General features: G+C 72.7%; 27 protein-coding genes. 13 read left to right on the top strand and 14 right to left on the bottom strand.

Features of this window, described 5'->3' with window-relative positions; translation table 11 throughout:
- The first annotated feature begins 244 nt into the window (after window positions 1-244).
- From Drose_RS11310 to Drose_RS11300, 3 genes are read left to right on the top strand one after another with little or no spacing between them, the layout of a single operon-like run.
- On the top strand, window positions 245-490 hold the full coding sequence (locus tag Drose_RS11310) for a hypothetical protein (RefSeq protein ID WP_260728120.1): 246 nt from the start codon (window positions 245-247) through the stop codon (window positions 488-490).
- A 39-nt stretch (window positions 491-529) separates the two neighbouring features.
- Window positions 530-727: a hypothetical protein gene (locus Drose_RS11305; RefSeq protein ID WP_260728119.1), complete on the top strand. Its 198-nt coding sequence runs from the start codon at window positions 530-532 to the stop codon at window positions 725-727.
- A gap of 33 nt (window positions 728-760) precedes the next feature.
- Complete coding sequence (locus Drose_RS11300; protein WP_260728118.1) at window positions 761-1,411, top strand: DUF6766 family protein; 651 nt, start codon at window positions 761-763, stop codon at window positions 1,409-1,411.
- A gap of 32 nt (window positions 1,412-1,443) precedes the next feature.
- On the opposite strand, the gene Drose_RS11295 is transcribed toward Drose_RS11300, so the two are convergent.
- From Drose_RS11295 to Drose_RS11275, 5 genes are all read right to left on the bottom strand, one after another.
- Window positions 1,444-1,617 (bottom strand): RidA family protein, encoded by a 174-nt coding sequence (locus Drose_RS11295; protein WP_260728117.1) that lies wholly within the window; start codon window positions 1,615-1,617, stop codon window positions 1,444-1,446.
- A gap of 262 nt (window positions 1,618-1,879) precedes the next feature.
- Window positions 1,880-2,356: an SRPBCC family protein gene (locus Drose_RS11290; RefSeq protein WP_260728116.1), complete on the bottom strand. Its 477-nt coding sequence runs from the start codon at window positions 2,354-2,356 to the stop codon at window positions 1,880-1,882.
- A 69-nt stretch (window positions 2,357-2,425) separates the two neighbouring features.
- Window positions 2,426-3,190 (bottom strand): SDR family NAD(P)-dependent oxidoreductase, encoded by a 765-nt coding sequence (locus Drose_RS11285; protein ID WP_260728115.1) that lies wholly within the window; start codon window positions 3,188-3,190, stop codon window positions 2,426-2,428.
- A gap of 9 nt (window positions 3,191-3,199) precedes the next feature.
- Window positions 3,200-4,030 (bottom strand): helix-turn-helix domain-containing protein, encoded by an 831-nt coding sequence (locus Drose_RS11280; protein WP_260728114.1) that lies wholly within the window; start codon window positions 4,028-4,030, stop codon window positions 3,200-3,202.
- Window positions 4,031-4,239: 209 nt separating this feature from the next.
- Window positions 4,240-4,500, bottom strand: a complete 261-nt coding sequence (locus tag Drose_RS11275) for a DUF397 domain-containing protein (protein ID WP_260728113.1) — start codon at window positions 4,498-4,500, stop codon at window positions 4,240-4,242.
- Between the two features lie 205 nt (window positions 4,501-4,705).
- Here Drose_RS11275 and Drose_RS11270 point away from each other — a divergent pair, with 205 nt between their 5' ends.
- The 3 genes from Drose_RS11270 to Drose_RS11260 are packed head-to-tail and all read left to right on the top strand — an operon-like array spanning window position 4,706 to window position 6,013.
- On the top strand, window positions 4,706-5,398 hold the full coding sequence (locus Drose_RS11270) for a GGDEF domain-containing protein (protein WP_260728112.1): 693 nt from the start codon (window positions 4,706-4,708) through the stop codon (window positions 5,396-5,398).
- Between the two features lie 10 nt (window positions 5,399-5,408).
- Window positions 5,409-5,612, top strand: coding sequence for a hypothetical protein (locus Drose_RS11265; RefSeq protein ID WP_260728111.1), 204 nt, complete (start codon window positions 5,409-5,411; stop codon window positions 5,610-5,612).
- Entirely contained in the window at window positions 5,609-6,013 is a 405-nt protein-coding gene (locus Drose_RS11260; RefSeq protein ID WP_260728110.1) for a hypothetical protein, read from the top strand. The genes Drose_RS11265 and Drose_RS11260 overlap by 4 nt, the downstream gene beginning before the upstream one ends.
- On the opposite strand, the gene Drose_RS11255 is transcribed toward Drose_RS11260, so the two are convergent.
- On the bottom strand, window positions 5,931-6,668 hold the full coding sequence (locus tag Drose_RS11255) for an endonuclease/exonuclease/phosphatase family protein (RefSeq protein ID WP_260729691.1): 738 nt from the start codon (window positions 6,666-6,668) through the stop codon (window positions 5,931-5,933). The two genes, Drose_RS11260 and Drose_RS11255, sit on opposite strands and share 83 nt — an antisense overlap.
- A gap of 26 nt (window positions 6,669-6,694) precedes the next feature.
- On the opposite strand from Drose_RS11255, the gene Drose_RS11250 reads away from it, so the two are divergent.
- Complete coding sequence (locus tag Drose_RS11250; RefSeq protein ID WP_260728109.1) at window positions 6,695-7,969, top strand: ArgE/DapE family deacylase; 1,275 nt, start codon at window positions 6,695-6,697, stop codon at window positions 7,967-7,969.
- Between the two features lie 118 nt (window positions 7,970-8,087).
- Here the strand turns inward: Drose_RS11250 and Drose_RS11245 are convergent, their stop codons facing one another.
- Window positions 8,088-8,534 carry a MarR family winged helix-turn-helix transcriptional regulator gene (locus Drose_RS11245; RefSeq protein ID WP_260728108.1) on the bottom strand — a complete coding sequence of 149 codons (447 nt, stop codon included), beginning with the start codon at window positions 8,532-8,534 and terminating at the stop codon, window positions 8,088-8,090.
- A gap of 107 nt (window positions 8,535-8,641) precedes the next feature.
- Here Drose_RS11245 and Drose_RS11240 point away from each other — a divergent pair, with 107 nt between their 5' ends.
- A complete protein-coding gene (locus Drose_RS11240; RefSeq protein WP_260728107.1) occupies window positions 8,642-9,013 on the top strand; it encodes a cupin domain-containing protein in 372 nt (123 codons plus the stop codon).
- 325 nt (window positions 9,014-9,338) lie between these two features.
- Here the strand turns inward: Drose_RS11240 and Drose_RS11235 are convergent, their stop codons facing one another.
- The 3 genes from Drose_RS11235 to Drose_RS11225 all read right to left on the bottom strand — a co-directional run bounded on the left by Drose_RS11235 (window position 9,339) and on the right by Drose_RS11225 (window position 11,673).
- On the bottom strand, window positions 9,339-10,241 hold the full coding sequence (locus Drose_RS11235; protein ID WP_260728106.1) for an NAD(P)H-hydrate dehydratase: 903 nt from the start codon (window positions 10,239-10,241) through the stop codon (window positions 9,339-9,341).
- Window positions 10,225-11,001, bottom strand: coding sequence for a histidine phosphatase family protein (locus Drose_RS11230; protein WP_260728105.1), 777 nt, complete (start codon window positions 10,999-11,001; stop codon window positions 10,225-10,227). The genes Drose_RS11235 and Drose_RS11230 overlap by 17 nt, the downstream gene beginning before the upstream one ends.
- 255 nt (window positions 11,002-11,256) lie before the next feature.
- On the bottom strand, window positions 11,257-11,673 hold the full coding sequence (locus Drose_RS11225) for a cupin domain-containing protein (protein ID WP_260728104.1): 417 nt from the start codon (window positions 11,671-11,673) through the stop codon (window positions 11,257-11,259).
- A gap of 180 nt (window positions 11,674-11,853) precedes the next feature.
- Between Drose_RS11225 and Drose_RS11220 the strand changes: the two genes are divergently transcribed.
- A complete protein-coding gene (locus tag Drose_RS11220; protein WP_260728103.1) occupies window positions 11,854-12,657 on the top strand; it encodes a hypothetical protein in 804 nt (267 codons plus the stop codon).
- Window positions 12,658-12,777: 120 nt separating this feature from the next.
- Here Drose_RS11220 and Drose_RS11215 read toward each other — a convergent pair whose 3' ends face one another.
- Entirely contained in the window at window positions 12,778-13,668 is an 891-nt protein-coding gene (locus Drose_RS11215) for a serine/threonine-protein kinase (protein WP_260728102.1), read from the bottom strand.
- Between the two features lie 155 nt (window positions 13,669-13,823).
- Here Drose_RS11215 and Drose_RS11210 point away from each other — a divergent pair, with 155 nt between their 5' ends.
- Window positions 13,824-14,228 carry a GGDEF domain-containing protein gene (locus tag Drose_RS11210; RefSeq protein ID WP_260728101.1) on the top strand — a complete coding sequence of 135 codons (405 nt, stop codon included), beginning with the start codon at window positions 13,824-13,826 and terminating at the stop codon, window positions 14,226-14,228.
- On the opposite strand, the gene Drose_RS11205 is transcribed toward Drose_RS11210, so the two are convergent.
- Entirely contained in the window at window positions 14,207-14,410 is a 204-nt protein-coding gene (locus Drose_RS11205) for a hypothetical protein (RefSeq protein ID WP_260728100.1), read from the bottom strand. The two genes, Drose_RS11210 and Drose_RS11205, sit on opposite strands and share 22 nt — an antisense overlap.
- A gap of 248 nt (window positions 14,411-14,658) precedes the next feature.
- Here Drose_RS11205 and Drose_RS11200 point away from each other — a divergent pair, with 248 nt between their 5' ends.
- Window positions 14,659-15,918, top strand: a complete 1,260-nt coding sequence (locus Drose_RS11200; RefSeq protein WP_260728099.1) for an aldehyde dehydrogenase family protein — start codon at window positions 14,659-14,661, stop codon at window positions 15,916-15,918.
- A 12-nt stretch (window positions 15,919-15,930) separates the two neighbouring features.
- On the opposite strand, the gene Drose_RS11195 is transcribed toward Drose_RS11200, so the two are convergent.
- Entirely contained in the window at window positions 15,931-17,220 is a 1,290-nt protein-coding gene (locus tag Drose_RS11195) for a right-handed parallel beta-helix repeat-containing protein (RefSeq protein ID WP_260728098.1), read from the bottom strand.
- Window positions 17,221-17,266: 46 nt separating this feature from the next.
- A complete protein-coding gene (locus tag Drose_RS11190; protein ID WP_260728097.1) occupies window positions 17,267-17,695 on the bottom strand; it encodes a MarR family winged helix-turn-helix transcriptional regulator in 429 nt (142 codons plus the stop codon).
- A gap of 95 nt (window positions 17,696-17,790) precedes the next feature.
- Between Drose_RS11190 and Drose_RS11185 the strand changes: the two genes are divergently transcribed.
- Window positions 17,791-19,584 carry an ABC transporter ATP-binding protein gene (locus Drose_RS11185; protein ID WP_313900014.1) on the top strand — a complete coding sequence of 598 codons (1,794 nt, stop codon included), beginning with the start codon at window positions 17,791-17,793 and terminating at the stop codon, window positions 19,582-19,584.
- Window positions 19,585-19,666: 82 nt separating this feature from the next.
- Window positions 19,667-20,737 carry a hypothetical protein gene (locus tag Drose_RS11180; protein ID WP_260728096.1) on the top strand — a complete coding sequence of 357 codons (1,071 nt, stop codon included), beginning with the start codon at window positions 19,667-19,669 and terminating at the stop codon, window positions 20,735-20,737.
- Window positions 20,738-20,892: the final 155 nt, after the last annotated feature.

Raw genomic sequence — 20,892 nt, 5'->3', positions numbered from 1 at the left:
TTCCATTGGGGGGTACGTCCGATGTCCGCGACCGCAGGAGAAGCGATGAGCCGGTGCCCGGTGTGCGGCGCCCGGGTCCACGTCAACGCCGGCTCGGCCACGCCGCCGCACCAGCCCGACGGGGTGACGCGGAGCGGGGACCAGTGCGCGGGAACGGGGCAGCCGAGCCGGTAAGCGGGTGATCCTGCGCTTTCACCCGTTTCGTACCGCAAGCGCGGCGCCCGGCGGCGGCACGATCATCGCCATGTTGCACCTCGATCCCGACAGCGTGCTGGTGCAGACCGCCGCTGAGTTGCAGACCCGTCACCTCGTACGGGACCCGGACGACCCGAGCCGCTGCGGCGCGTGCGGCGCCCTGCTGCCCTGTCCGGTGGAGGCGGCCGCCGCCCTGGTCTGCCGGGCCGGCGGCCTCTGGCTGGAGGGCGACACGCTGGTCGACGCTCTGGAACCGCCGACGCAGTTGCTGGCCATCGTGCCGGCTCCGGTCTGAGACCCCCGATCCCAGGCCCCGGCCTGAGGCTTGGCGTCGGTGTCGCGCAGCGTCGTCGGCATGGACGCGAAGCGGGTGCAGGGGATCGGGTTCACCGCGCTGATGGGCGCCGCCGCCGGAGCGACGCTCACCGCGCACCGCGAGCCCCGGCGAGCCGCCATCGGCGCGCTCGCCGGGGCCGTCGCGACGGCCCCGCGGCTGACCGGCCGGGCCGGCGTTCGCCGTCAGGTCGATTGATTACCGGGCGGCGATACCGGGAATGCACAGGTCATGCGCCGCTGGCTCCGGTTCAATGCCCTCTCCGTCGTCATGTTCAGCGCGTTCGTGCTGTTCATCGTGCTGCAGAGCGTGTTCGGCTGGCACACCCAGAACGCCGAGCTGGCCGACCACGGCCGAGCGGTGCAGAGCTACCTGCGGTACCTCGGCAGCGGCGATTTCGTCGAGTCCGTCTTCGAGAACTGGGAGTCGGAGTTCCTCCAGATGGCGTCCTACGTCTGGCTCACCGCGTTCGTCCTGCAGCGGGGTTCCCCGGAGTCGCAGCCGCTCGGCGGTGCCGACGACGACCCGGAGCGGCAGCGCCGGCCCGGCTCGCCGTGGCCGGTCCGCCGGGGCGGCCTGGCGCTCAAGCTCTACAGCAACAGTCTCACGATCCTGCTGGCCGGCCTGTTCCTCGTCTCGTTCGTGCTACACCTGCTCGGCGGCACGGCGGCCTACAACGAGTCCCAGGCCCTGCACGGCGGACAGCCGGTGCACTTCTGGCAGTTCCTCGCCAACAGCGAGTTCTGGTTCCAGTCGATGCAGAACTGGCAGAGCGAGTTCATGTCGGTGGGGGTGCTCGTCGTGGCCGGCATCTTCCTGCGCCAGCGGGGCTCGTCGCAGTCCAAGAAGGTCGCCGAGCCGCACGCGAAGACCGGCGGCTGAACGCGCCGTCAGGCGACGGCGATCGCCTCGATCTACAGCAGCCACGCCTCGGAGTAGATGTCGGTGATGATGATCGTGAGCGCGGGCCGGTGGTCGCCCAGCACCTCCGCCCGGATGCGGGCGTTGGCCTCGCGATATCGCCGGTCGGCCAGATAGGTGGTGACCTTCGCGAGGTTCCGCGTGGTCAGGTCGGCCTCGGCCAGCACCGCCGCGATGTGGTCCCAGACGAGACGGCATTGCCATGACCGATAATTCGGGCTGGGCCGGGAGAATGTCGCCGCCGAGGTGTGCCGACCGGCGCGCGTTCCACCGCAATCCGCCGCCACGCCGCTCGACCTCATGATCATGGGAAAGATGTGACTGCCTGGGCAGCCACATCTTTCCCATGATCATGAGGTCGAGCGGCCCGGAACGCGCCGTCCCGGGTCCAGCGGCGACCACGAGCGACCAGACGCCACCCGCCGAAGATCACGAACTGAAGGTCGTCCCCGGACGCGGGATGTCGCCCCGCCAGGCGCCGGTCGCACTGCCGCGCTCCTCGACGAACTCCTTGAAGCGCTTGGTGTCGGCCCGCACCTGACGCTCGTCGGCGCCGACGGCGCTGCCGGCCTTCTCCACCAGACCTTCCGGCTGCCAGTCGAGCTGGACCGTCACGCGGGTGTCCTGGTCGCCGAGGCGATGGAAGGTGACGACACCGGCGTGTTTCGTGTCGCCGCCGATGCTCTTCCAGGCGATCCGCTCGTCCGGGTGCTGCTCGGTGATCTCGGCGTCGAACTCACGTTTGACGCCACCGACCTTCGTGACCCAGTGGGTGCGCCGGTCATCGATTTGACGGATCGACTCGACGCCGCTCATGAACTGCGGGAACGACTCGAACTGCGTCCACTGGTTGTAGGCGGTGCGCACCGGCACATGGACGTCGATGGTCTCGGTCACGCCACTCATTCGTCCTCCTGAACTCTTGACTGCGTGTTCTCCTATGGCATGCCCGGTCGGCGGGCCGGGAAACACCGCTCAGCCGGTTTGCTGCGTGGGCCGTACGAGCATCTCGTTGACGGCGACGTGCCGCGGGCGGGTCACGATGTAGGCGATGTTGTCGGCGATGTCCTCGGCGGAGAGGCGTTCGACACCCTCGAACCGTTGCTGGATGGTGGTCCGGACCTCCGGGCGGTTGTGCGACGCGAGTTCCGTCGCGGTGGCGCCGGGCTCGACGAGGGAGATGCGGACGAAGCGACCGGTCACCTCCTGCCGCAGCGCCTCGCTGAAGGCGCCCACCGCGTGTTTCGTGGCGTTGTAGACGGCGCTGCCGTTGCGGGCCACCCGCCCGGCGACCGAGCTGATGTTCACCATGTCGGCGACCCGCCGCGGCTGCTTCCCGGCGGCCTCCAGCAGGTGTGGCAGCGCGGCGTGTGCACAGTACAACAGCCCCATCAGATTGATGGAGACCATCCGCTCCCACTCGGAGAGGGGCGCGTCGACGGCCGGGCCGAGGAGCATGACCCCGGCGTTGTTGACGAGGGTGTCGAGCCGGCCGAGTTCGTCGACGGTCCGCTCCACCGCCTGCCGGGCCTGCGCCTCGTCGGTGACGTCGGTCTCCAGGACGATGGCGTCACCGCCGGCGACGGCGATCCGCGCGGCGAGGTCGGTGAGCCGGTCGGTCCGGCGGGCGGCCAGGGCGACCGCGGCGCCCTCTGCGGACAGTGCCAGTGCGGCCGCCGCGCCGATACCACTGGAAGCGCCGGTGACGAGCGCGACGGTGCCGTCCAAACGATCTGCCATACGGCAAACCTAGACGTTCAGATCCTTCCGGATCTCCTCAAGGATCTTCGAGGTCTCGGTCGGCGGGTGCGCCTCGACGCACAGCCGCTCCATCGCCTCCGCGTACAGGTCCACGTCGTCGCGCTTGTCGAGGTACAGCGCGCTGGTCAGTTGCTCGATGTAGACGACGTCGGGGAGGTCCTCGTCGGGGAAGCGCAGGATCGAGAACGCACCGCCCGCGGCGGCGTGACCGCCGGCCTGGAACGGGATGACCTGGAGCCGCACGTTGGGCAGGGTGTTGACCTCCAGCAGGGCATCCACCTGGTTGCGCATCACGTCGAGCCCGCCGATCGGGCGGCGCAGCGCGGCCTCGTCGACGACGACCCACAGCTTGACCGGCTGCTCCCGGGTGAGGATCTCCTGCCGTTTCATCCGCAGCTCGACGCGGCGCTCGATCTCCTCCGGCTTGGCGCGGCCATGGCCGAGGAGGACGACGGCGCGGGCGTAGTCGCGGGTCTGCAGCAGGCCGGGGACGAACTGCACCTCGTAGGTGCGGATGAGCGCGGCGGCGGCCTCGAGGCCGAGGTAGGACTGGAACCAGTTCGGCAGGACGTCGCCGAAGCGGTGCCACCAGCCGGGGTTGTTCGCCTCGCGGGCGAGGGCGAGCAGGCGGTCCCGCTCGACCGGGTCGTCCATCCCGTAGAGGGTGAGCAGATCGGCGACGTCGCGCTCCTTGAAGCCGACACGGCCGAGCTCCATGCGGCTGATCTTCGACTCGGACGAGCGGATCTCCCAACCGGCGTCTTCCCGGCTGACACCCTGTGCTTCACGTAACCGGCGCAGGTGAGCGCCCAGCAGCATCCGGAGGACCGTCGGGCCTCCGGATGCTCCTTCTGGTGTTCCGGTCGTCACCTACTGCCTCCGGGATGTCAAACAATCGCGTCGCGGGGCTTCCCCCGCGACGGCCGGAGTAAGCATGCCATGACCGGATAGTAAGCGGGAGTGGGCTCACATCGAACCGGCGGGCGAGCCTTCCTCCCACTCATGGCGGCTTAACTCAACCGAACGGCTCAGCCGGCCGGGCGGCGGAACAAGGCCAACAGATTGTCGAAGTCGCCGTCACGGGCACCGTCGACGAAGGCGGCGATCTCGTCGAAAGTGTAGATGAGCGCGGGGCCCTCGGGGTCCCGTGAGTTCCGCATGGCGAAGCCGGACCCGTCAGGCAGCCGGGCCAGTTCGACACAGTTGCCACTCGGGTTGCTACGGCGGCTCTTCTGCCAGGTCACACCCGTCAGGTCGCCGGCCGGCATCCCGTTGTACGTCTGTTCCATGGACATCTCTCTGGCGCATTGGTGGAAAGTTCACGGAGCGAACTGCATCTGCACGTGCATCGGCTCTTGCGTCTGCAGCCGATAAAGCGCATGCTAGCGCATGTGCGAATGTACGGATGCGCTCACAATTTGTGATCGAAACCGGACGTTCGCTCCCAAACGATCGGGCCCCTTCCCTAGCTGCGATCTTGAAAGGGACGCGCATATGGATCCCCTCGCCCTCCTGGCCGGTGCGGCCACGGCGGCAGGGGCCTGCGCGAGCCTCTGCATGTATCTGCGCGCACGACGCGCGGAGCAGGAGGTCGCTCGGCTGCGGTCCGAGCTCAACGTCGAGCGACACGCCGCGAGCCACGACGCGCTCACCGGCCTGCCCAACCGCCGTGCCTTCTACCAGCGCGGTGCCACGCTCGTCGCGGACCTCGACCGCCACCCCCTGGTCGCGATCGTCCTCGACGTCGACGGCTTCAAACAGATCAACGACGTGTACGGGCACTCCGCCGGCGACGCGGTCCTGGTCACCGTCGCGCAGCGACTGGTCGCGTGCGCCGGGCCGGGGCTGGTCGCCCGCCTGGGCGGCGACGAGTTCGCCGGCCTGATCGCGTGCCGCGGCGGCCCCCCTGAGGAACAGGCCGACCGGCTCGCCGAGGCGCTCGCCGCGCCGATGCCGCTGGGCGGCCACACCATCACCGTCAGCGCCTCGGTCGGGCTCGTCCCGGTCGAGCCGTTCGCCCATCTCGCCGACACGGTCCACCGGGCCGACGCGGCGATGTACCGCGCGAAGCGCGCCCGCTACCGTCCGCATCTCACGGCACAGCACGTCCTGCACACCACGCTCCGCCTCGGCAAGCCCAGACAGCCGGTCGAGAAGGACCCCACCCGCCCGACCTCGGCGACCTAAGGGAACCCCCATGGACCTCAAAGAGCTCGTGAGACAGCGCCGCCGCCACCAGCCCCGCCCCCGGTCCTGGCTGGCCAACAAGCTCAAGCGTGGTGAGCAGTGTCGCGACTGCCACCAGCCGTGGCCGTGCGACCAGTACGTGAGCGCCCGCAACTCGGTGCTCGTCTACGCCCTGCGGCGCCTCGACCTCGCGCGGCCGGGGAGTCTGGGGTGACTGTCGCGCACATCCCCGCACGGCCGACGTGGCGGTGCACGGGATGTGCCGAGCCGTGGCCCTGTGCGACGAAACGGCAGCAGCTCATCGCCGACCACGGCGAGAGCCCCGCCGAGCTGCGCACGCTGATGGCGCTGCGGGTCGCCGACGCGGCCGAGGACCTCCGCCAGTACGGCGCCGAGCAGTTGTGGAACCGCTTCCTCGGCTGGCTGCCCGCCCCCGGCCAGCGCCCCGCCATCCGTTTGGTGGCGAACCCGCCGCTGGGTGGTTATCGCCGCCAGCCGCCGAGCCGCGAGCAGGCCGACCCGCGCGAGCCGGTCACCACGTCGCCCGCGCCATCAGCGGGTAGTGGTCCGACGCGGATTCCGCCGCCCCGCCGGTCACGACGCGGCACTCGGTGAACCACCCGGCGGCCGACGGGGTCGCCAGCACGTAGTCGAGCCGCAGCTCGGTGAACTCCGCGCCGCCGAGCCGGGTCGGCACGGTCCACGCCTGACCGGTGCCGCACCGGCGGAAGACGTCGACCAGGCCGCGCCGAGCCAGCAGCGCCATCGCCCGCGTGTCCACGCCGCGGCCGCACCGGTGCTCGTGCCGCCGCCGGTACCGCCGGGAGAGCGTCGCCAGCCGGGCGGCGTGGTCGCTGTACGGGTCCAGCGCGTTGAGGTCTCCCAGCAGTACGGCATCCTTCCGGTCTTTGACGACGCCGGCCAGCCAGCGCGCCTCGGTCCGCCGGACCCTCCCCCACAGCGGGAAGAGGTGGGCGGTCACCACCGTCAGCGGCCCGCCCGGCGTCGCCACCCGCGCCCACGCGGCGGCGTGGAAGAAGGGCCGCGGCACCACCCCCGCCGCCAGCACCCGCAGGTGCCGGGCGAAGAACAGCCCGACCGGCTGGCCGCCGGCCGAGCGCGCGACGTGCGCCCGCATCCCGGTCAGTGCCCCCAGGTCGGGCTCACCGCGCAGCTCCTGCACCGCGAGGATGTCCGGCGACACCTCGGCCACGACGCGAGCGACGGCGTCGAGCCTTCCCCGGCCGCCGTTTCTGATGTTGTACGTCATGAGCGTCAACGACATACATTGCCCTGGTGAATGCCCTCGCGAACCATGATCCCGCCCTCTCCGCCCTGCACACCGCCCGCGACGAGGCGGTCGCCACGCTCGCCGACCTGATCCGCATACCCAGTGTGGGCGGCACCGCGGCGGAAAGTGAGATCGTCCACCACATCGCCCGCCGGTTGCAAGCCGAGGACGTCGAGATCGACCTGTGGCGGATCCCGGTGGCCGAGCTGTCCGCCCGGCCGGACTTCCCCGGCATGGAGGTCCACCGCGACGAGGCGTGGGGCCTGGTCGCGCGGCTGCCGGGCACGGATCCAGCGGCGCCGACGCTCATGTTCAACGGGCATCTGGACGTGGTACCGCCGGGAGACCCGTCGACCTGGTCCGCCGACCCCTACTCGGGCCGGATCGCCGACGGGCACGCCCACGGCCGGGGCGCCTGCGACATGAAGGGCGGTTTCGTCTCGGCGCTGTCGGCGCTGCTGGCACTGCACCGCAGCGGCGCACGGCCGGCCGGTGACGTGCTGCTCGCCGCCGTCGTCGGCGAGGAGGACGGCGGGCTCGGCACGTACGCCACCCTCGACCGTGGCTGGCGCGCCGACGCCTGCGTGATCACCGAGCCGACCGCGCTGGACGTGCTGGCCGCCAACGGCGGGGCGCTCACCTTCCGGCTGCGGGTGCCGGGCCTGGCCGCGCACGCCTGCGCCCGCACGAGCGGGGTCAGCGCCGTCGAGAAGTTCCAGCTCATCTTCCCGGTGCTCCGGGCGCTGGAGAAATTCCGCAACCGCGACGTCGACCCGATGATGCGCCGGTGGGACGTCGCCTACCCGCTGGAGATCGGCACGGTCCGCGCCGGCGACTGGGCCTCCACCGTGCCCGACCTGCTCGTCGCCGAGGGCCGCTTCGGCGTGGCGCTCGACGAGCCGGTCGACGAGGCGCGGGTGGTGTTCGAGCGGACCGTCGCCGAGGCGTGCGCCGCCGACCCGTGGCTGAAGGAGCACCCGGTGACGGTGGAGTGGTGGGGCGGGCAGTTCGCCTCGGGCCGCTGCCCCGACGGCAGCGACCTGGTCCAGCGGGTCATCGCCGCGCACGCCGGCACCTCCGCCGCCGAGGCGGCGGTCGTCGGCGCCCCGTACGGCTCAGACCTGCGCCTGCTCACGGCCGCCGGCATCCCGACCGTCCAGTACGGCCCCGGCGTCGGCTACGGCCACTGCCCCGACGAGCGCGTCTCGCTGGCCCAGGTCCACGCCTGCGCCGAGACCCTGGTCCGCCTCGCGCTGACCGACCGCCACGTGGCGGATTGACCCGCCGGACCGTCCCCGCACCGGCGCACCGGCGCACATCGATCCCAGCCGACGGTGATGCTCGGACGCTCCCGCGTGGTGAAGTCCGATTCCGCCGATCCGGATCGTCGAGCCGCGGCTACGAGGCGCTGATGCGGACCAGCATCTCGCGGAGCTTCGCCAGGTCCGCCGGGCCCAGCAGGGTCGCGACATCGCTGTCGACCTCGGCTATCGCCGCCGGGGCGTCGGACAAGAATGCCGCGCCGCGGTCCGTCAGCGTCACCACCACCGCGCGCTGGTCCGTCGGGTCCGGACGCGAACCGACGTAGCCCAGGACTTCCAGCTCCCGGACCAGCCGGCCCATCATCTGCCGGGTCATCCCGGCCCGCGCCGCCAGCTCCGTGATCCGGGTGCCCGACGGGTCGAGGCCGGTCAGCACCGGCAGGTGGCCCAGCCGTACGTCGGCGTGGCCGCTCGCCTGGAGCTTGGCCAGCGACGCCGCCTGGGCGCGACGGTGGGCGTGCAGCAGGAGCCGGCCGAGCGGCAGCGCCCGCAACTCCTCGGCGGACGGGTTGACATCCGACATACGAAACCCCATTTACAAAAGTACGAAACCTAGTTTAGCTTCTAGCGGGAGAGGTACCACAGGCTTCGCGGCCCGGTCTGGCCGCACAACAGGAGGAGCGACAACCCATGAGTATCGTGCGAGCGGCCGACGCGCCGCGATTCGAGCTCGGCGACGCGCGGTTCACCGTCTTCGCCGGACCCAGCAACGGGTCACGGCAGGTGTGCGCGTGGCGGCTGACCGTCCCGGCCGGCCTCGAGTCGAACGCGCACACCATCGACCGTGACGAGGTCTTCGTGGTGCTTTCCGGGCAGATCCGGGTCACGCCCGACGGCGACCTGCTCGGACCCGGCGACTCGGCCGTCGTCCCGGCCGGCGCGCCGATCTCGGTCGGCAACCCGGGCGCCGAGGCGGCCGAGGTGTACGTCGCGCTACAGGCGGGCTTCACCGCGTATCAGAGCGACGGCACGCCGATCGGCACGCCCCCCTGGGCGGCGTAGCTCAGCCCCCCGGTCGCCCGCCAACCCCGGTGACGCGCGGTCGTGCGGGCGGGTGCCCGCCGATCGCGGTCGCCGCTGAACCCGGGACGGCGCACTCCGGGCCGGGCAACTTCATGATCATGGGAAAGATCTGGCTATCGGGGCGGCCACATCCTTTCCCATGATCATGAGATCGAGCGGCCCGATCGTGCCGGAACGCGCCGCCTCCGGTCCAGCGGCGACCACGATCGACCAGACGCCCACCCGCACGACCGCGCGTCACCATCTCGTAGCGCGACACCGGGGTTGGCAGACGACCGCACGGCTCGACCGCACGGCCTTGGCGCTAGCCGACCGTGCCGATCGTGTACGCGATCTCGTCGAGCAGCTCCCGCGCCAGGAAGCCGGTGCGGCCGTACCGCGGCGCCAGGCGCTGACCGCTCACCGCGTGCGCGAACGAGGCCCAGCAGGCGGCCTGGGCCGGCTCGGCACCACGCGCCAGCAGTCCGGCGGCGACCCCGGCGAGCACGTCGCCGCTGCCCGACGTGCCGAGACCCACGTCGCCGCTCTCTTCCCGCCAGGTCCGTCCGTCGGGCGCGGCGACGTGCCCGTGCAGGGTCACCGCGGCGCGGTACCGCCCGGCGAGCGTCACGGCCACCGCCGCGAGGTCGTCGCCCGGCGCCTCGCCGAGCAGGTGCCCGGCCTCGACCAGGTTGGGCGTGAGGACCACCGGCCGCTCCTCCCCCTTGAGCAGCCCCGGCTGCTTGCTGAGGGCGCCGAGCGCGTAGGCGTCGAGGACGAAGGCGGTGCTCGGCGCGGCTTCGGCCAGTGTCGCCCGCAACATCGCGATCGTCTCGGGCACGCTGTCGAGCCCGGGCCCGACCGCGACGACGTCGGCCTCGGCGACGAGCCGCAGCAGGTGCTCCGGCACGTCGCCGGAGACGCTGCCCTCCGCGGTCTCCGGCAGCCCGACGACCTTCGCCTCGGGCACGGCGATGCTCAGCGCGGTGGCGCTACTCTCGGTGACCGCCAACTGGAGCCGTCCCGCCCCGGCACGCAGCGCGGCGATGCCGGCGAGCAGCACCGCACCGGGCGTGTTCCGCGAACCACCGATGACGAGCACAGTCCCACGGGTCTCCTTGCCCCCTTCCCGCTCCGGCAGCCGCCAGCCCCGCAGCAACCCGGGCGTGATGACGCTCTGGCGCTCGCGGCTCCCCTGGCCCCGGCTCCCCTCAGACGGGCTCGGCATTGACGTCCTCCTGGCGGGTCGCCGGCGTCCCCTCGCGACGCAGGTGGTCCACGGCGTTGAACCGCTCGGGCCGCAGGACCCCGCCCTCGGCCCGCCAACTGCTCACCGCGCAGTTCGCCATGGTCGTGTCGCGGGCGATCGCCAGCAGTTCCGGCTCGGTGAGCCCTTCCACGAGGTACCGCACGAGCAGCACGACAGCCTCGTGCGCGACCAGCAGGACCCGGCCGCCGGGATGCTCCTCGCGCACGTCCCGCAGCAGGCTGCGCAGCCGCAGGGCCACGTCGGCCCACGACTCGCCGCCGGGCGGCCGGTAGTAGAACTTCCCGAGCCGTTTCCGGCGGGCCGCCTCCGTGGGCAGGCGCGCCTCCACCCCGTACGCCGTCAGGAGGTCGAGGATGCCCAGTTCCCGGTCCCGGAGCCGCTCGTCGCGCACGGCCCGGATTCCGGTCCCGTCGAGCGCGACCTCGGCCGTCTGCAGCGTCCGCAGGTACGGCGACACGACCGCCACGTCCGGCCGGTCGTCGCCCGGCATGCCCCGCAGCCACCGGTTGACCGCGGCGGCCTGCTCCCGGCCGAGGTCGGACAGCGGCACGTCGGCGTCACGCTCCGGAATGTCGATGACCTCGAGCCCACTGACCTCGGCGTCCTGCGCGAGGACGTTGCCGGTGCTCTGTCCGTGCCTCAGCACACCGAGCCATTGCAGTTCCGCCATGCCGGACCCCGTACCCGTGCTGGGCCCGTCGATAACGACCAGTCGCACCTCCTCTTCTCGCGGCCATGCCGCGGTGTCCCGACGCTCCGTGAACCCGCCCGGCACACCACCGAGCCAACCCGACACCCCCGGCGGCCGTCAAACCGCCACCGGCGCCGGTAACTCTCCGCAACGCTTCAAACACAGCATGGCCGGGACGCGGCAAATTTGTCGGACCCCGTCGGCAGGATGTCCGCATGGATCTCGTCGCACGCCCCACCCTCCGCGCCGCACGGCGGACGCCGCGCGGCGCGGGCGGCCCGGTCAGTCCGCCGGCGCCAACAGGCTCGGCAGGTTGACCACGACCCCTTCCTGGCTGCTGCGGGCGATCACGACGACGGCCTCCTCCGCGCCCGGGTTCTCCTCGCGGTGCGGCACGAACGGCGGGACGAAGACGTAGTCGCCCGGCGAGGTCTCCAGGCGGACCTCCCGCTGCCCCTCCGCGAAGACGAAGACCGGGTGGCCGGAGACGACGTAGATGGCTGTCTCCGTCGCCCCGTGGTGGTGGTCGCCGGAGGAGGTCGCCGGCGCGACACGGGTCTGACCCATCCACACCTTCGACGAGCCGACGGTCTTGCCGGAGATCGCCTCCAGCCGGGTCATGCCGGACGTCTGGCGGGTGTCGCCGCTCAGCTCGCCGCCCTTGACGTGGCGCAGCGGGGTGTGCCAGTGGTCGGTCATGCGGTGCTCCCAAGCGGGGTCGGGATCGCGTCGTCCGGTTCCCCGACACGCGCACGGCAAACCCTACCAACGTGGCATCGACTGCTCAGGTCGTACCATTTCCGAGGCTTTTATAGCGATTTGTCGTTAACGTCAGTGATGCCGGGCAACCGTGCCCGGCGGGACGGGAGCGACGAGACCATGAACCGCAGAAGTCTGCTGGTGGCCGCGGGTGCGATCGGCCTAACGACGGCGGTCGGGGGCACGGGTGTGGCGCTCGCCGAGCCGGAGAGCTCAATCGAGACGGCGCTGGAGTCGATGGCGGGGCACCGCCCGCAGCCGGTCCTGCTCTGGGAGCTGACCGGCGGGTTCGTGCCGGCCGGCTGGAACGCGCTGCGGCCCGCGCGGCTGGCGGCCTACGACGACGGCGTCCTCATCGCGGACGCGACCCGGCGGCTGCGGGTCAGTCCCGGCACGCTGCGCTCGCTGCGCAACCACACGACGACCGTCCTGCGCGACCCCGCCAATGCACGGCGCCGCCCCGGCGCGCCGGTGGTCGCCGACGTGCCGTGGACGGTGTTCACGGCGCGGACCCCCGGGCGGCGCTACAGCCTGCGGTTCGAGGGACTGGAGGAGACGCGGCAGGACCGGGCGTACCCGACGCCGGTGTACTCGCTGCTCGACCACGTGACACGGCTGCGCGACCGCACGACGGAGGTGGGCTCGGCGTGGCGGCCCGACGCGGTGCGGATGATCGCGGTGATGCTCGACCCGGCGCAGCCGACCGGCGGCACCGGGACACAGCCCGTGCCGTGGCCGGCCGGCGTGCCGGTGCCGCACCCGGGCAAGGACGAGTTCGTGGCGCTGCTCGACCTGCGCGGCCGGCAGGCGCGGGCGCTGGTCCGCGCGGTGCCGCACCCGGATCCGGCGCAGTGGCCGGTGTTCCGCGCGCCGGACGGCATGCGGATGCAGGTCAACTGGCGGTTCCTGCTGCCCCACGAGTGATCCTGAGGCCCGCCAGCACCGTTTCGACGAGCCGCTGGCGCGCGACCGCGATGTCCTGCGGCAGGCCGAATCCGCCGGAGATGTGCGGGATCGCGAAGCATGCCGAGCCTGGCAGGCGGGTCAGATGGCCACCGTCGAGGCGTGGAGCGCGGGGCCCGCCGAGGACGGGCGGGCGCGCAGGACCGGGGGGACGTGGACCGCCACGTCGACCGCGGCCGCCAGGATCAGCGCCACGGCCACGCTCGTCGGGCGGCACTCCGGGACCTTGTCCAGGCACGCCGTGCAGACCTCGGCCAGATCCTCCGGCATGCCGGGGATCGGCGGCAGCGGGGCCGGCGCGGTGTACCGGTGGGCGTGGAGCACCTGCTCGTCCGTGTTCGCCCGCCACGGCAGGCGGCCGGTCAGGCACTGGTAGAGCAGCACGCCCACGGCGTAGACGTCCGCCGCCGGGCTGCTCGGGCCGTGGTCCAGCCGCTCGGGCGCCAGGTACGCGGGCGTGCCGAGCAGCGTGCCGTCGGGCAGGTGGTCGGGGTCGCCCGCGCGGGCCGCCACGCCGAAGTCGAGGATCTTCGCGCCGGACGCCGTCAGGACCACGTTGGCGGGCTTGATGTCCCGGTGGACGATGCCGTGCGTGTGCGCGGCGGCGAGGCCGGCGCTCACCTCGGCGCAGACCCGGCCGGCGACCTGCCAGTCGAGCGGGCCGCCGTGCATCGCCTCGTCCAGCGGCTGGCCCTCGACGAGCTCCATCACCAGATACGCGGTGCCCCGGCCGGCCCGCTTCGAGGTGCCGAAGTCGTAGACCGACACCACGTTGGGATGGGCGAACCGGGCCCCGGAGCGGGCCTCGTTGCGGGCCCGGTCGAAGGCCTCCTGGTCGGCGGTGTGCTCGGGTGTCAGCAGCTTGACGGCCACGTCGCGGTCCAGCACCTCGTCATGAGCCTGCCACACCGTCGCCATGCCGCCCTGGCCCAGCTTGCGCCGGAGCCGGTAGCGCCCGCCCAAACACCGCACACAGTCCTCTTTCCCCCGTCGAGGGTGATTCTCACCCGGAACCCGAACGCACCGCTGGAGCACCCGCGAAGCAACCCCGATCCGGTGAGCTGGAGCGACCTCGGAAAAGCCCGGAAAAGGCCCGGGAGCGGCTGACGTCCGCGGCGGACGCGGGGATGGCGGCGGTACCGCTGGTCGACCTGAACGACTTCAAGTCGATCAACGACACGCACGGGCACCAGATCGGCACCGTGGTGCTGGCCGGCGTCGCCAAGCGGCTGCGGGCGAGCACCCCGCCCGCCGGAACGGCGGCGCGCATCGGCGGCGACGAGTTCGCGGTCGTGCTGCCGGGCCTCGACGCGGCCGGCGCCGCGCAGGTCGCGCGGTGCTTCCTGAGCCTGCTGGACGAGCCGGTGCCGGGACAGCGGCTCCAGGTCCGCGCGAGCGTCGGCCTCGTCGACGGCGACCCGCGGGACGCGGAGCGGCTGCCGCAGCGCGCGGACGCGGAGATGTACCGCGCGAAACGCGAGGCGAAAGCCCTGCGGTTGTTGTCCGTGCCTCAGATGTCCTCGTCGAGCTGAGTCCCCCGCCGCGGGTCGGCGATCCGCCGGCCCGTCGAGTCGACCGCGCCCTCGTCCACCTGGCCGCCACGCCCTTCCCGGAACAGGAGGCTCTGCCGCTGCTCGGCCTCGCGGCGGGCGGCATCACGCGCCTTGCCCTCCGGGCTGAGCGGGTCGATCCCGGTCGGGTCCTGCGCGTCCATCACGATCACTCTCCTGGTCGGCGATCGGGTCACGATACCCAGACCGATCTCCGGTAATCCAGCCACCGCGTGCACGGTCACCCTCCGTCGCGCCGCCGGCATCGAGCCGAGCCCGGCGGAGGCGACCGGCATCAGCGCGCACGCCGCCTGAGAACCGGGGCCGGGCGGACACGGCGAGCATCGCCCGGCGGCCGCCGATGCCGTCCACGCTGCGGGTCCGCCGGTGGGGATGGCTAGACTCGTTGATCGTGACTGACGTCCAATCCGTCGTCGCGGAGGCCGCCCGGGCCGCCCGCGCCGCAGCCGGTTCCCTGGCCGCCGCACCGGCGAAGACGATCGACGAGGCGCTGCGCGGCATGGCCCGGCGCCTCGACGTCGCGCGCGACGCGGTGCTCGCCGCCAACCGCGCCGACCAGGCCGCGGCGGAGGAGAGCGGGATGAGCGGCGGTCTGCTCGACCGCCTCCGGCTCGACGAGGCCCGGCTGGCGGCGATGGCCGACCAGCTCAACATCCTCGCCGACGTCGAGCCCGAGCCGGCCCGCCGCACGATCCGCCGGCTCGACGGCGGCCTGGTGCTCCAGGAGTGGCGGCGCCCGGTCGGGGTGATCGGCGCCAACTACGAGGCCCGCCCCAACGTGACGGTCGACGTCGCGTCCCAGCTCGTGAAGTCGCAGAACGGCGGCGTCCTGCGCACCGGTTCGGCGGCGCTGGCCTCGGCGATCGCGCTGATGGACGAGGTCGTCGCGCCCGCGCTGACCGAGGCCGGCCTCGACGCCGCCGCGATCCAGTTGGTGCGCGCCAAGGGCCGTGGCTCGGCCGAGGCGCTGGTCGCGCAGCCCGGCCTGATCCCGCTGGTCATCCTGCGCGGCAGCGGCGAGAGCACCCGCAGCCTCGCCGAGAAGGCGGCGCTCAACGGCGTGCGCACCCTGGCCCACGCCGACGGCGGCGGGGTCCTGTATCTCGACACGGCCGCCGACCGGGACAAGGCCTTCGCGCTGATCGACGCCGGACTGGACCGGCTCGGCGTGTGCAACCGCCTCAACCTGCTCCTGGTCCACGCGTCGCTGTGGGACGGGATCGTGCCCGGCGTGGTCGCCGGACTGGCGGGCCGCAGCCCGTCGATCGCGGCGTCGCTGCCGCCGCACGACCACCCGCTCGGCTACGAATGGGCCCTCGACGCCGACCGCGAGGCGACGGTGACGATCGCGCCGGTCGACGGCCCGCTGCACGCGGCGCGGGTCGCCAACGAGGAGACGTCGGGGCTGGCCGCCGGCATCGTCACCGAGGACGGCGCGGCGGCGCGGGAGTTCCTGGCCGCCTACGCCGGCACCGGCGCGTTCTGGAACGCCACGACCCGCCTGCTCGACGGCTTCAAGCTGTTGTCGGTGCCGGAGACCGGGATCAACATCGACCGGGTGCCGGGTCCGCGCGGTCCGGTGACGTTCCGGGATCTGTCGCTGCGGCAGTATGCGGTCCTGCCCGCCGAGCACGCCGCGGCACTGGCCTGAGGCCGGTTCGGCCTACGCGGTCGCGACCGCGTCGAGGTCGGAAAACGCCGTGTTCACCAGGGAGCCGCGGGCCGTCACGCGCAGGCCGCTGTGCTGCGTCGGCGGGTCGCGGCGGTCCCAGATCCGCTGGCCGCGCAGCGTCGCCCCCTCCACCCGGGCGTTGATGGTGATGCCCGCGCCGCCCTCGCGCAGGCCGTTGCCCCGGATCCGGTTGTCGACCAGGAACGCGTCGACGAGTGAGCCGTCGATCCGGATGCCGTCGCGGCCGTTGTCCCAGATGTCGTTGCCCTCGATCACGATGTCGCAGGCCGGCAGGCTCCGCGCGCCGGGCAGGTTGTGCTGCCGGTACCCGTGGCCGCCGTTGCGGCTGATCCGGCTCGACGCGACCGCGTACCCGCCCGGGGTGTTGCCGATGCTCACTCCCTCGCCGACGTTGTCGTCGATGACACAGCCGCTGACCACGCCGTAGCGGCCGGCGATGTGCGTGGTGCCCTGACCGGAGACGTCGAAGCCGGCGACGTGGTTCTCGATCATCGTGCAGCCCGAGACGACGAGCCCGTCGGCGCCCCAATCCGAGATGCCGTAGAAGTTGCCCTGCGCGTGGCAGCCGAGCACCCGGATGCCCCGCGGCCTGGTCCAGTCGGCTTGCTGGAGCTCGAGGAAGATGCCGTTGGTGCCGTTGCGCAGCGTCACACAATCGCTGATCGTCAGCCGCTCGACGTCACCCCAGCCGCCGACTCCGATGCCGATGCCGGCGCCACCCCGCTCCCAGCCGGTGTCCAGGCGCCCGCAGTGCTCGGCGAGCACCCGCGCCACCGTCGTGTCCTGGAGGAAGTCGCAGCCGAACCCGGTCGCCGGGGTGTCGTGGATGTGCAGGTCGTGGAAGGTGCCGCGCAGCACGTACTGCAGGCCCAGCCCTTTGGCGAGGACGTCGTACGACGGCAGGGTGATCGCCGAACCGTCGATCTCGAACGCCGCGAACGTGACGTCGGCGATACAGCGTCCGGTCGAGGCGCCGTGCTGGAGGGTGGTGAAGAAGGCCAGCGGCGTCGCGGTGGTGGGCGCACCGGGGTTGGACAGCACGAACCGGGTGGCAGCGGGGCCGTCACCGACGAGAGAGACACCGCTGCGCCACACCGTGCCCGCGTCCTGGATCGCGTAGACCCCGGCCGGGCAGTGGATCGTGCGGGGGATGCCGTCGCGCTCGACGGCGTCGCCGACCTCGTCGACGAGCCGCTGGAGAGCCGGCTGGTCGTTGGTCCGCCCGTCGCCGGCAAGGCCGTGTTCGCGTGCGTCAACCATCGGGGTGAGGTGCCCTGGCGGTCCGGCTTTATGCCCGCCGCCCGCGTCATTCCCGCAGTTTGTCGAGGATGCGGGACAGCTCGGCCCGGTCCGCCGGTGACAGAGCGGCGAAGAAACGCTCACCCTCGGCGAAGCGTGCACTGCGGATGGCTTCGGCGACGGTACGGCCATGAGCCGTCAACACCACCAGCGTCGCCCGGCGGTCAGCCGGGTCGGGATGCCGCCGCACGAGGCCGCGCTCCTGGAGCCCGTCGACGACCTCGGTGGTGGAGCGCGGCGCGATGCGCAGGTGCTCGGACAGCTCGCTCAGCCGCATCTCGCCGTGGCGCACGAGCACGTTGACCGCACGCGACTGACCGGGGGTGACGCCCCACGGCTCGAGCGTCGTGCGCGTCTGGTGCCGCAGCCGGCGCGCCACGCTCCAGAACGTCTCGGCCAGCCCGTCGTCGGCGGTGCCGTCCACCGTGCTCTCCACCGGAATACGGTACCAGGGGTTGTTGTTACACCCTCATAGTGAGGTAACCTCAATATGCCTCCTAACGATATGTCTCCGAACGAAAGGACCCCCGCTTGGAGCCCCATCCCCCGACCCGCGCCCGCCGCCCCCGCGAACTCACCGAGGCGGAGAAGTCCCAGGCCCGCGAGGTCTCCCTGGCCCGCATCGGCCGGCTGTTCACCGCGCACCGCGGGCAGCTCGTCGCCGTCGTGCTGATCATCGTCGCCTCGTCGGTGATCGCGATGGCCGCTCCGTTCCTGCTGCGCGAGGTCATCGACCAGGCCCTCCCCGAGCGCGACACCACCCTGCTGGTCTGGCTGGTCGTCGGCATGGTCACGGTCGCCGCGGTCACCGCCGCGCTCGGCGTGGCGCAGACCTGGATCTCGACCAAGGTCGGGCAGCAGGTCATGCATCGGCTGCGCACCGACGTCTTCGCCCACCTCCAGCGCCAGTCGATCGGGTTCTTCACCCGCACGCGCACCGGCGAGGTGCAGTCCCGCATCACCAACGACATCGGCGGGATGGAGACGGTCGTCACCAGCACCGCCACCTCCATCGCGGCCAACCTGACCACCGCGGTCGCCACCGCCGTCGCGATGGCGGCGCTGTCCTGGCGGCTGTCCCTCGTCTCGCTGGTCGTGCTGCCGCCCGCGATCCACCTCACCCGCAAGGTCGCGAGCATGCGCCGCGAGATCACCGCGCGGCGTCAGCGGGAGCTGGCCGACCTCAACGTCACGATCGAGGAGGGCCTGTCGGTCAGCGGCGTGCGGCTGAGCAAGACCATGGGCGCCGGTGCGGCACTCGTCGACCGGTTCACCGCGTCCTCGCGGCGGCTGATCGATCTGGAGATGCGCTCCGAGCTGGCCGGACGCTGGCGGATGGCCTCGATGAGCATCATCTTCGCGGCGATCCCGGCGGTCATCTACCTGAGCGCCGGCCTGCCGATGACCGCGGGCACGCTGAGCATCGGCACGCTGGTCGCGTTCACCGCGCTGCAGGCCGGGCTGTTCCGGCCGCTGATGGGCCTGCTCGGCGTCGGTGTCTCGCTGACCGCGTCCCTCGCGCTGTTCGCGCGCATCTTCGAGTACCTCGACCTGCCCGTCGAGGTCGGCGACCCGGCCCGGCCGGTGCCGCTGCCGAAGCAGCGGGTCCGCGGGCACCTGCGGTTCGAGGGCGTCTCCTACACGTACCCGGGCAGCGACGCCCCGGCCGTCGACGATGTCACGCTCGACGTGCCCGCCGGGACCTCGCTCGCCCTGGTCGGCGAGACCGGATCCGGCAAGAGCACGATCGCCGCCCTGATCGCCCGGCTCCACGACCCGACCGCCGGCCGGGTCACGATCGACGGCGTCGACCTGCGCGACGTGCGCCTCACCGATCTCGCGGACGTCGTCGGCGTGGTGAGCCAGGAGACGTACCTGCTGCACACGACCGTGCGGGAAAACCTGCGCTACGCCAAGCCGGACGCCACCGACGCCGAGCTGGTGGCCGCCGCCCGGGCGGCCCGGATCCACGACCTGATCAGCGGGCTGCCCGACGGTTACGACACCGTCGTCGGCTCGCGGGGCCACCGCTTCTCCGGCGGCGAGCAGCAGCGCATCGCGATCGCGCGGACCCTGCTGCGCGACCCGCGCATCCTGGTGCTCGACGAGGCGACGAGCGCCCTCGACACCGAGACGGAGCGGGCGGTGCAGCGCGCGTTCGACACCCTCGCCGAGGGGCGCACCACCATCACCATCGCGCACCGCCTGTCGACGGTCCGCGACGCCGACCAGATCGTCGTGCTCGACCATGGCCGCGCCGTGGAGCGCGGCACCCACACGGCGCTGCTCGACGCCGACGGGGCCTACGCCGCTCTGGCCGCCTGACCCGCACCCTCCCTCCGGCGGGGGACGCGTGTCCCGGCGGCGGGGGAACCGCTCCGTCCGCGGATCGGCCACCGTCGACGGTATGACCACCACCAGCACCGCGCCGGGCGTCCAGCGGCGCCCGGCGGCCGACCACGTCGGCTGGATCGCCGCGCTGTGGGCCGCCTCCTACGGCGTCGTCCACCTCGTCTGGGTCGTCACCGGCTCGGGCTTCCCGTTCGGCACCAACCTCGGCGACCCCGCCTCGCCGCTGCGGGCGCTCACGCCCGGCGTCGGCGCGCCGGTGTTCGCCGGCGTCCTGCTCGTCACCGCCGTCGTGCTCGTCACGATGGCCGGGCCCGCCGCCGTCCGGCTCCGGGGCACCACCCGAGCGGCCGCCGCCGCGTGGTGCGGGCTCGTCGCGACCGGGTTCGTCGTGCTGGTACCGACCATGAGCGTCCTCGCCGTCCTGGGCTATGCGCCGGCGCTGATCATCGGCGCGCCGTTCGGCTGGCCGGAGCAGATCGACTACGGCCGGATCTTCAACTGGGCGATCGCCAACCAGGTCTGGTCGCTCGCCGGCGGGGCGCTCGTCGGCGCCGCGACCGTGACGTTCGTGCGGCGCGCCCGCGGCGCGTGCGCCTCGTGCGGCTGCGCGCCCGGCGAGTCGCCGGCGCACCGTCTCGACCGCGCGGCCCGGTGGGCGGTCGGGGTGTCGGTGGCCGTGCCGCTGGTCTACGCCGTGACCCGGTTCGCCTGGCTGCTCGGCATCCCGCTCGCGCTGAGCGGGGAGGAACTGCGGGAGCTGCGGGCCGGCGGCGGACAGTGGGCGGGTGCCGCGCTGGGCGCCTGCGCGGTCGTGGGCGCGATGCTCAGCGTGGGCCTCGTGGCCCGCTGGGGCGAGGTGTTCCCGCGCTGGATCCCCGTGCTGCGCGGCCGGCGGGTGCCGGTGCCGCTCGCCGTGGTCCCGGCGACGATCGTCGCACTGGCCCTGCTGTCGGCCGGGGTGGGCATCCTCGTCAGCGACATGGGCCTGACCGCGCTGCGCGAGCGGGACTGGTTCATCCTGCCGATGGCCCTGTGGCCGGTGTGGGGTGTGGCCCTGGGCTTCGCCACCTCGGCGTACGCCACCCGCCGCAGGGACACGTGCCACTCCTCCGGCCGGACGGCGTGACGCACCGATCCCGCTACCGCCGCCGCACACCGTTGCCCGCGCCGACCGTGGCCGCCGCCGGTGCCCCTCACGCCGATGCTAGCCGCGCCACTCACACCAGGCGTCGGCGGCGCCGCTCGCGCCGGGCGTCATGCGGCAGCCGTCACGCGCCGGGT

The sequence above is a fragment of the Dactylosporangium roseum genome, from assembly GCF_025264685.1.
In the GTDB taxonomy this organism is placed as follows: Bacteria; Actinomycetota; Actinomycetes; order Mycobacteriales; family Micromonosporaceae; genus Dactylosporangium; species Dactylosporangium roseum.
Note: the sequence above shows the minus strand (reverse complement) of the source record. Positions and strands in the feature narration are given on the sequence as shown.

Bases quoted from the DNA above. Each gene is read 5' to 3' on its own strand.
- Drose_RS11240 (WP_260728107.1), top strand. From the start codon at position 8,642: ATGAGTATCGTGCGAGCGGCCGACGCGCCGCGATTCGAGCTCGGCGAC.
- Drose_RS11205 (WP_260728100.1), bottom strand. From the start codon at position 14,410: ATGGACGCGCAGGACCCGACCGGGATCGACCCGCTCAGCCCGGAGGGC.
- Drose_RS11195 (WP_260728098.1), bottom strand. From the start codon at position 17,220: ATGGTTGACGCACGCGAACACGGCCTTGCCGGCGACGGGCGGACCAAC.
- Drose_RS11235 (WP_260728106.1), bottom strand. From the start codon at position 10,241: ATGCCGAGCCCGTCTGAGGGGAGCCGGGGCCAGGGGAGCCGCGAGCGC.
- Drose_RS11270 (WP_260728112.1), top strand. From the start codon at position 4,706: ATGGATCCCCTCGCCCTCCTGGCCGGTGCGGCCACGGCGGCAGGGGCC.
- Drose_RS11310 (WP_260728120.1), top strand. From the start codon at position 245: ATGTTGCACCTCGATCCCGACAGCGTGCTGGTGCAGACCGCCGCTGAG.
- Drose_RS11265 (WP_260728111.1), top strand. From the start codon at position 5,409: ATGGACCTCAAAGAGCTCGTGAGACAGCGCCGCCGCCACCAGCCCCGC.
- Drose_RS11180 (WP_260728096.1), top strand. From the start codon at position 19,667: ATGACCACCACCAGCACCGCGCCGGGCGTCCAGCGGCGCCCGGCGGCC.
- Drose_RS11255 (WP_260729691.1), bottom strand. From the start codon at position 6,668: ATGACGTACAACATCAGAAACGGCGGCCGGGGAAGGCTCGACGCCGTC.
- Drose_RS11275 (WP_260728113.1), bottom strand. From the start codon at position 4,500: ATGGAACAGACGTACAACGGGATGCCGGCCGGCGACCTGACGGGTGTG.
- Drose_RS11280 (WP_260728114.1), bottom strand. From the start codon at position 4,030: ATGCTGCTGGGCGCTCACCTGCGCCGGTTACGTGAAGCACAGGGTGTC.
- Drose_RS11300 (WP_260728118.1), top strand. From the start codon at position 761: ATGCGCCGCTGGCTCCGGTTCAATGCCCTCTCCGTCGTCATGTTCAGC.
- Drose_RS11285 (WP_260728115.1), bottom strand. From the start codon at position 3,190: ATGGCAGATCGTTTGGACGGCACCGTCGCGCTCGTCACCGGCGCTTCC.
- Drose_RS11210 (WP_260728101.1), top strand. From the start codon at position 13,824: ATGGCGGCGGTACCGCTGGTCGACCTGAACGACTTCAAGTCGATCAAC.
- Drose_RS11245 (WP_260728108.1), bottom strand. From the start codon at position 8,534: ATGTCGGATGTCAACCCGTCCGCCGAGGAGTTGCGGGCGCTGCCGCTC.
- Drose_RS11220 (WP_260728103.1), top strand. From the start codon at position 11,854: ATGAACCGCAGAAGTCTGCTGGTGGCCGCGGGTGCGATCGGCCTAACG.
- Drose_RS11290 (WP_260728116.1), bottom strand. From the start codon at position 2,356: ATGAGTGGCGTGACCGAGACCATCGACGTCCATGTGCCGGTGCGCACC.
- Drose_RS11225 (WP_260728104.1), bottom strand. From the start codon at position 11,673: ATGACCGACCACTGGCACACCCCGCTGCGCCACGTCAAGGGCGGCGAG.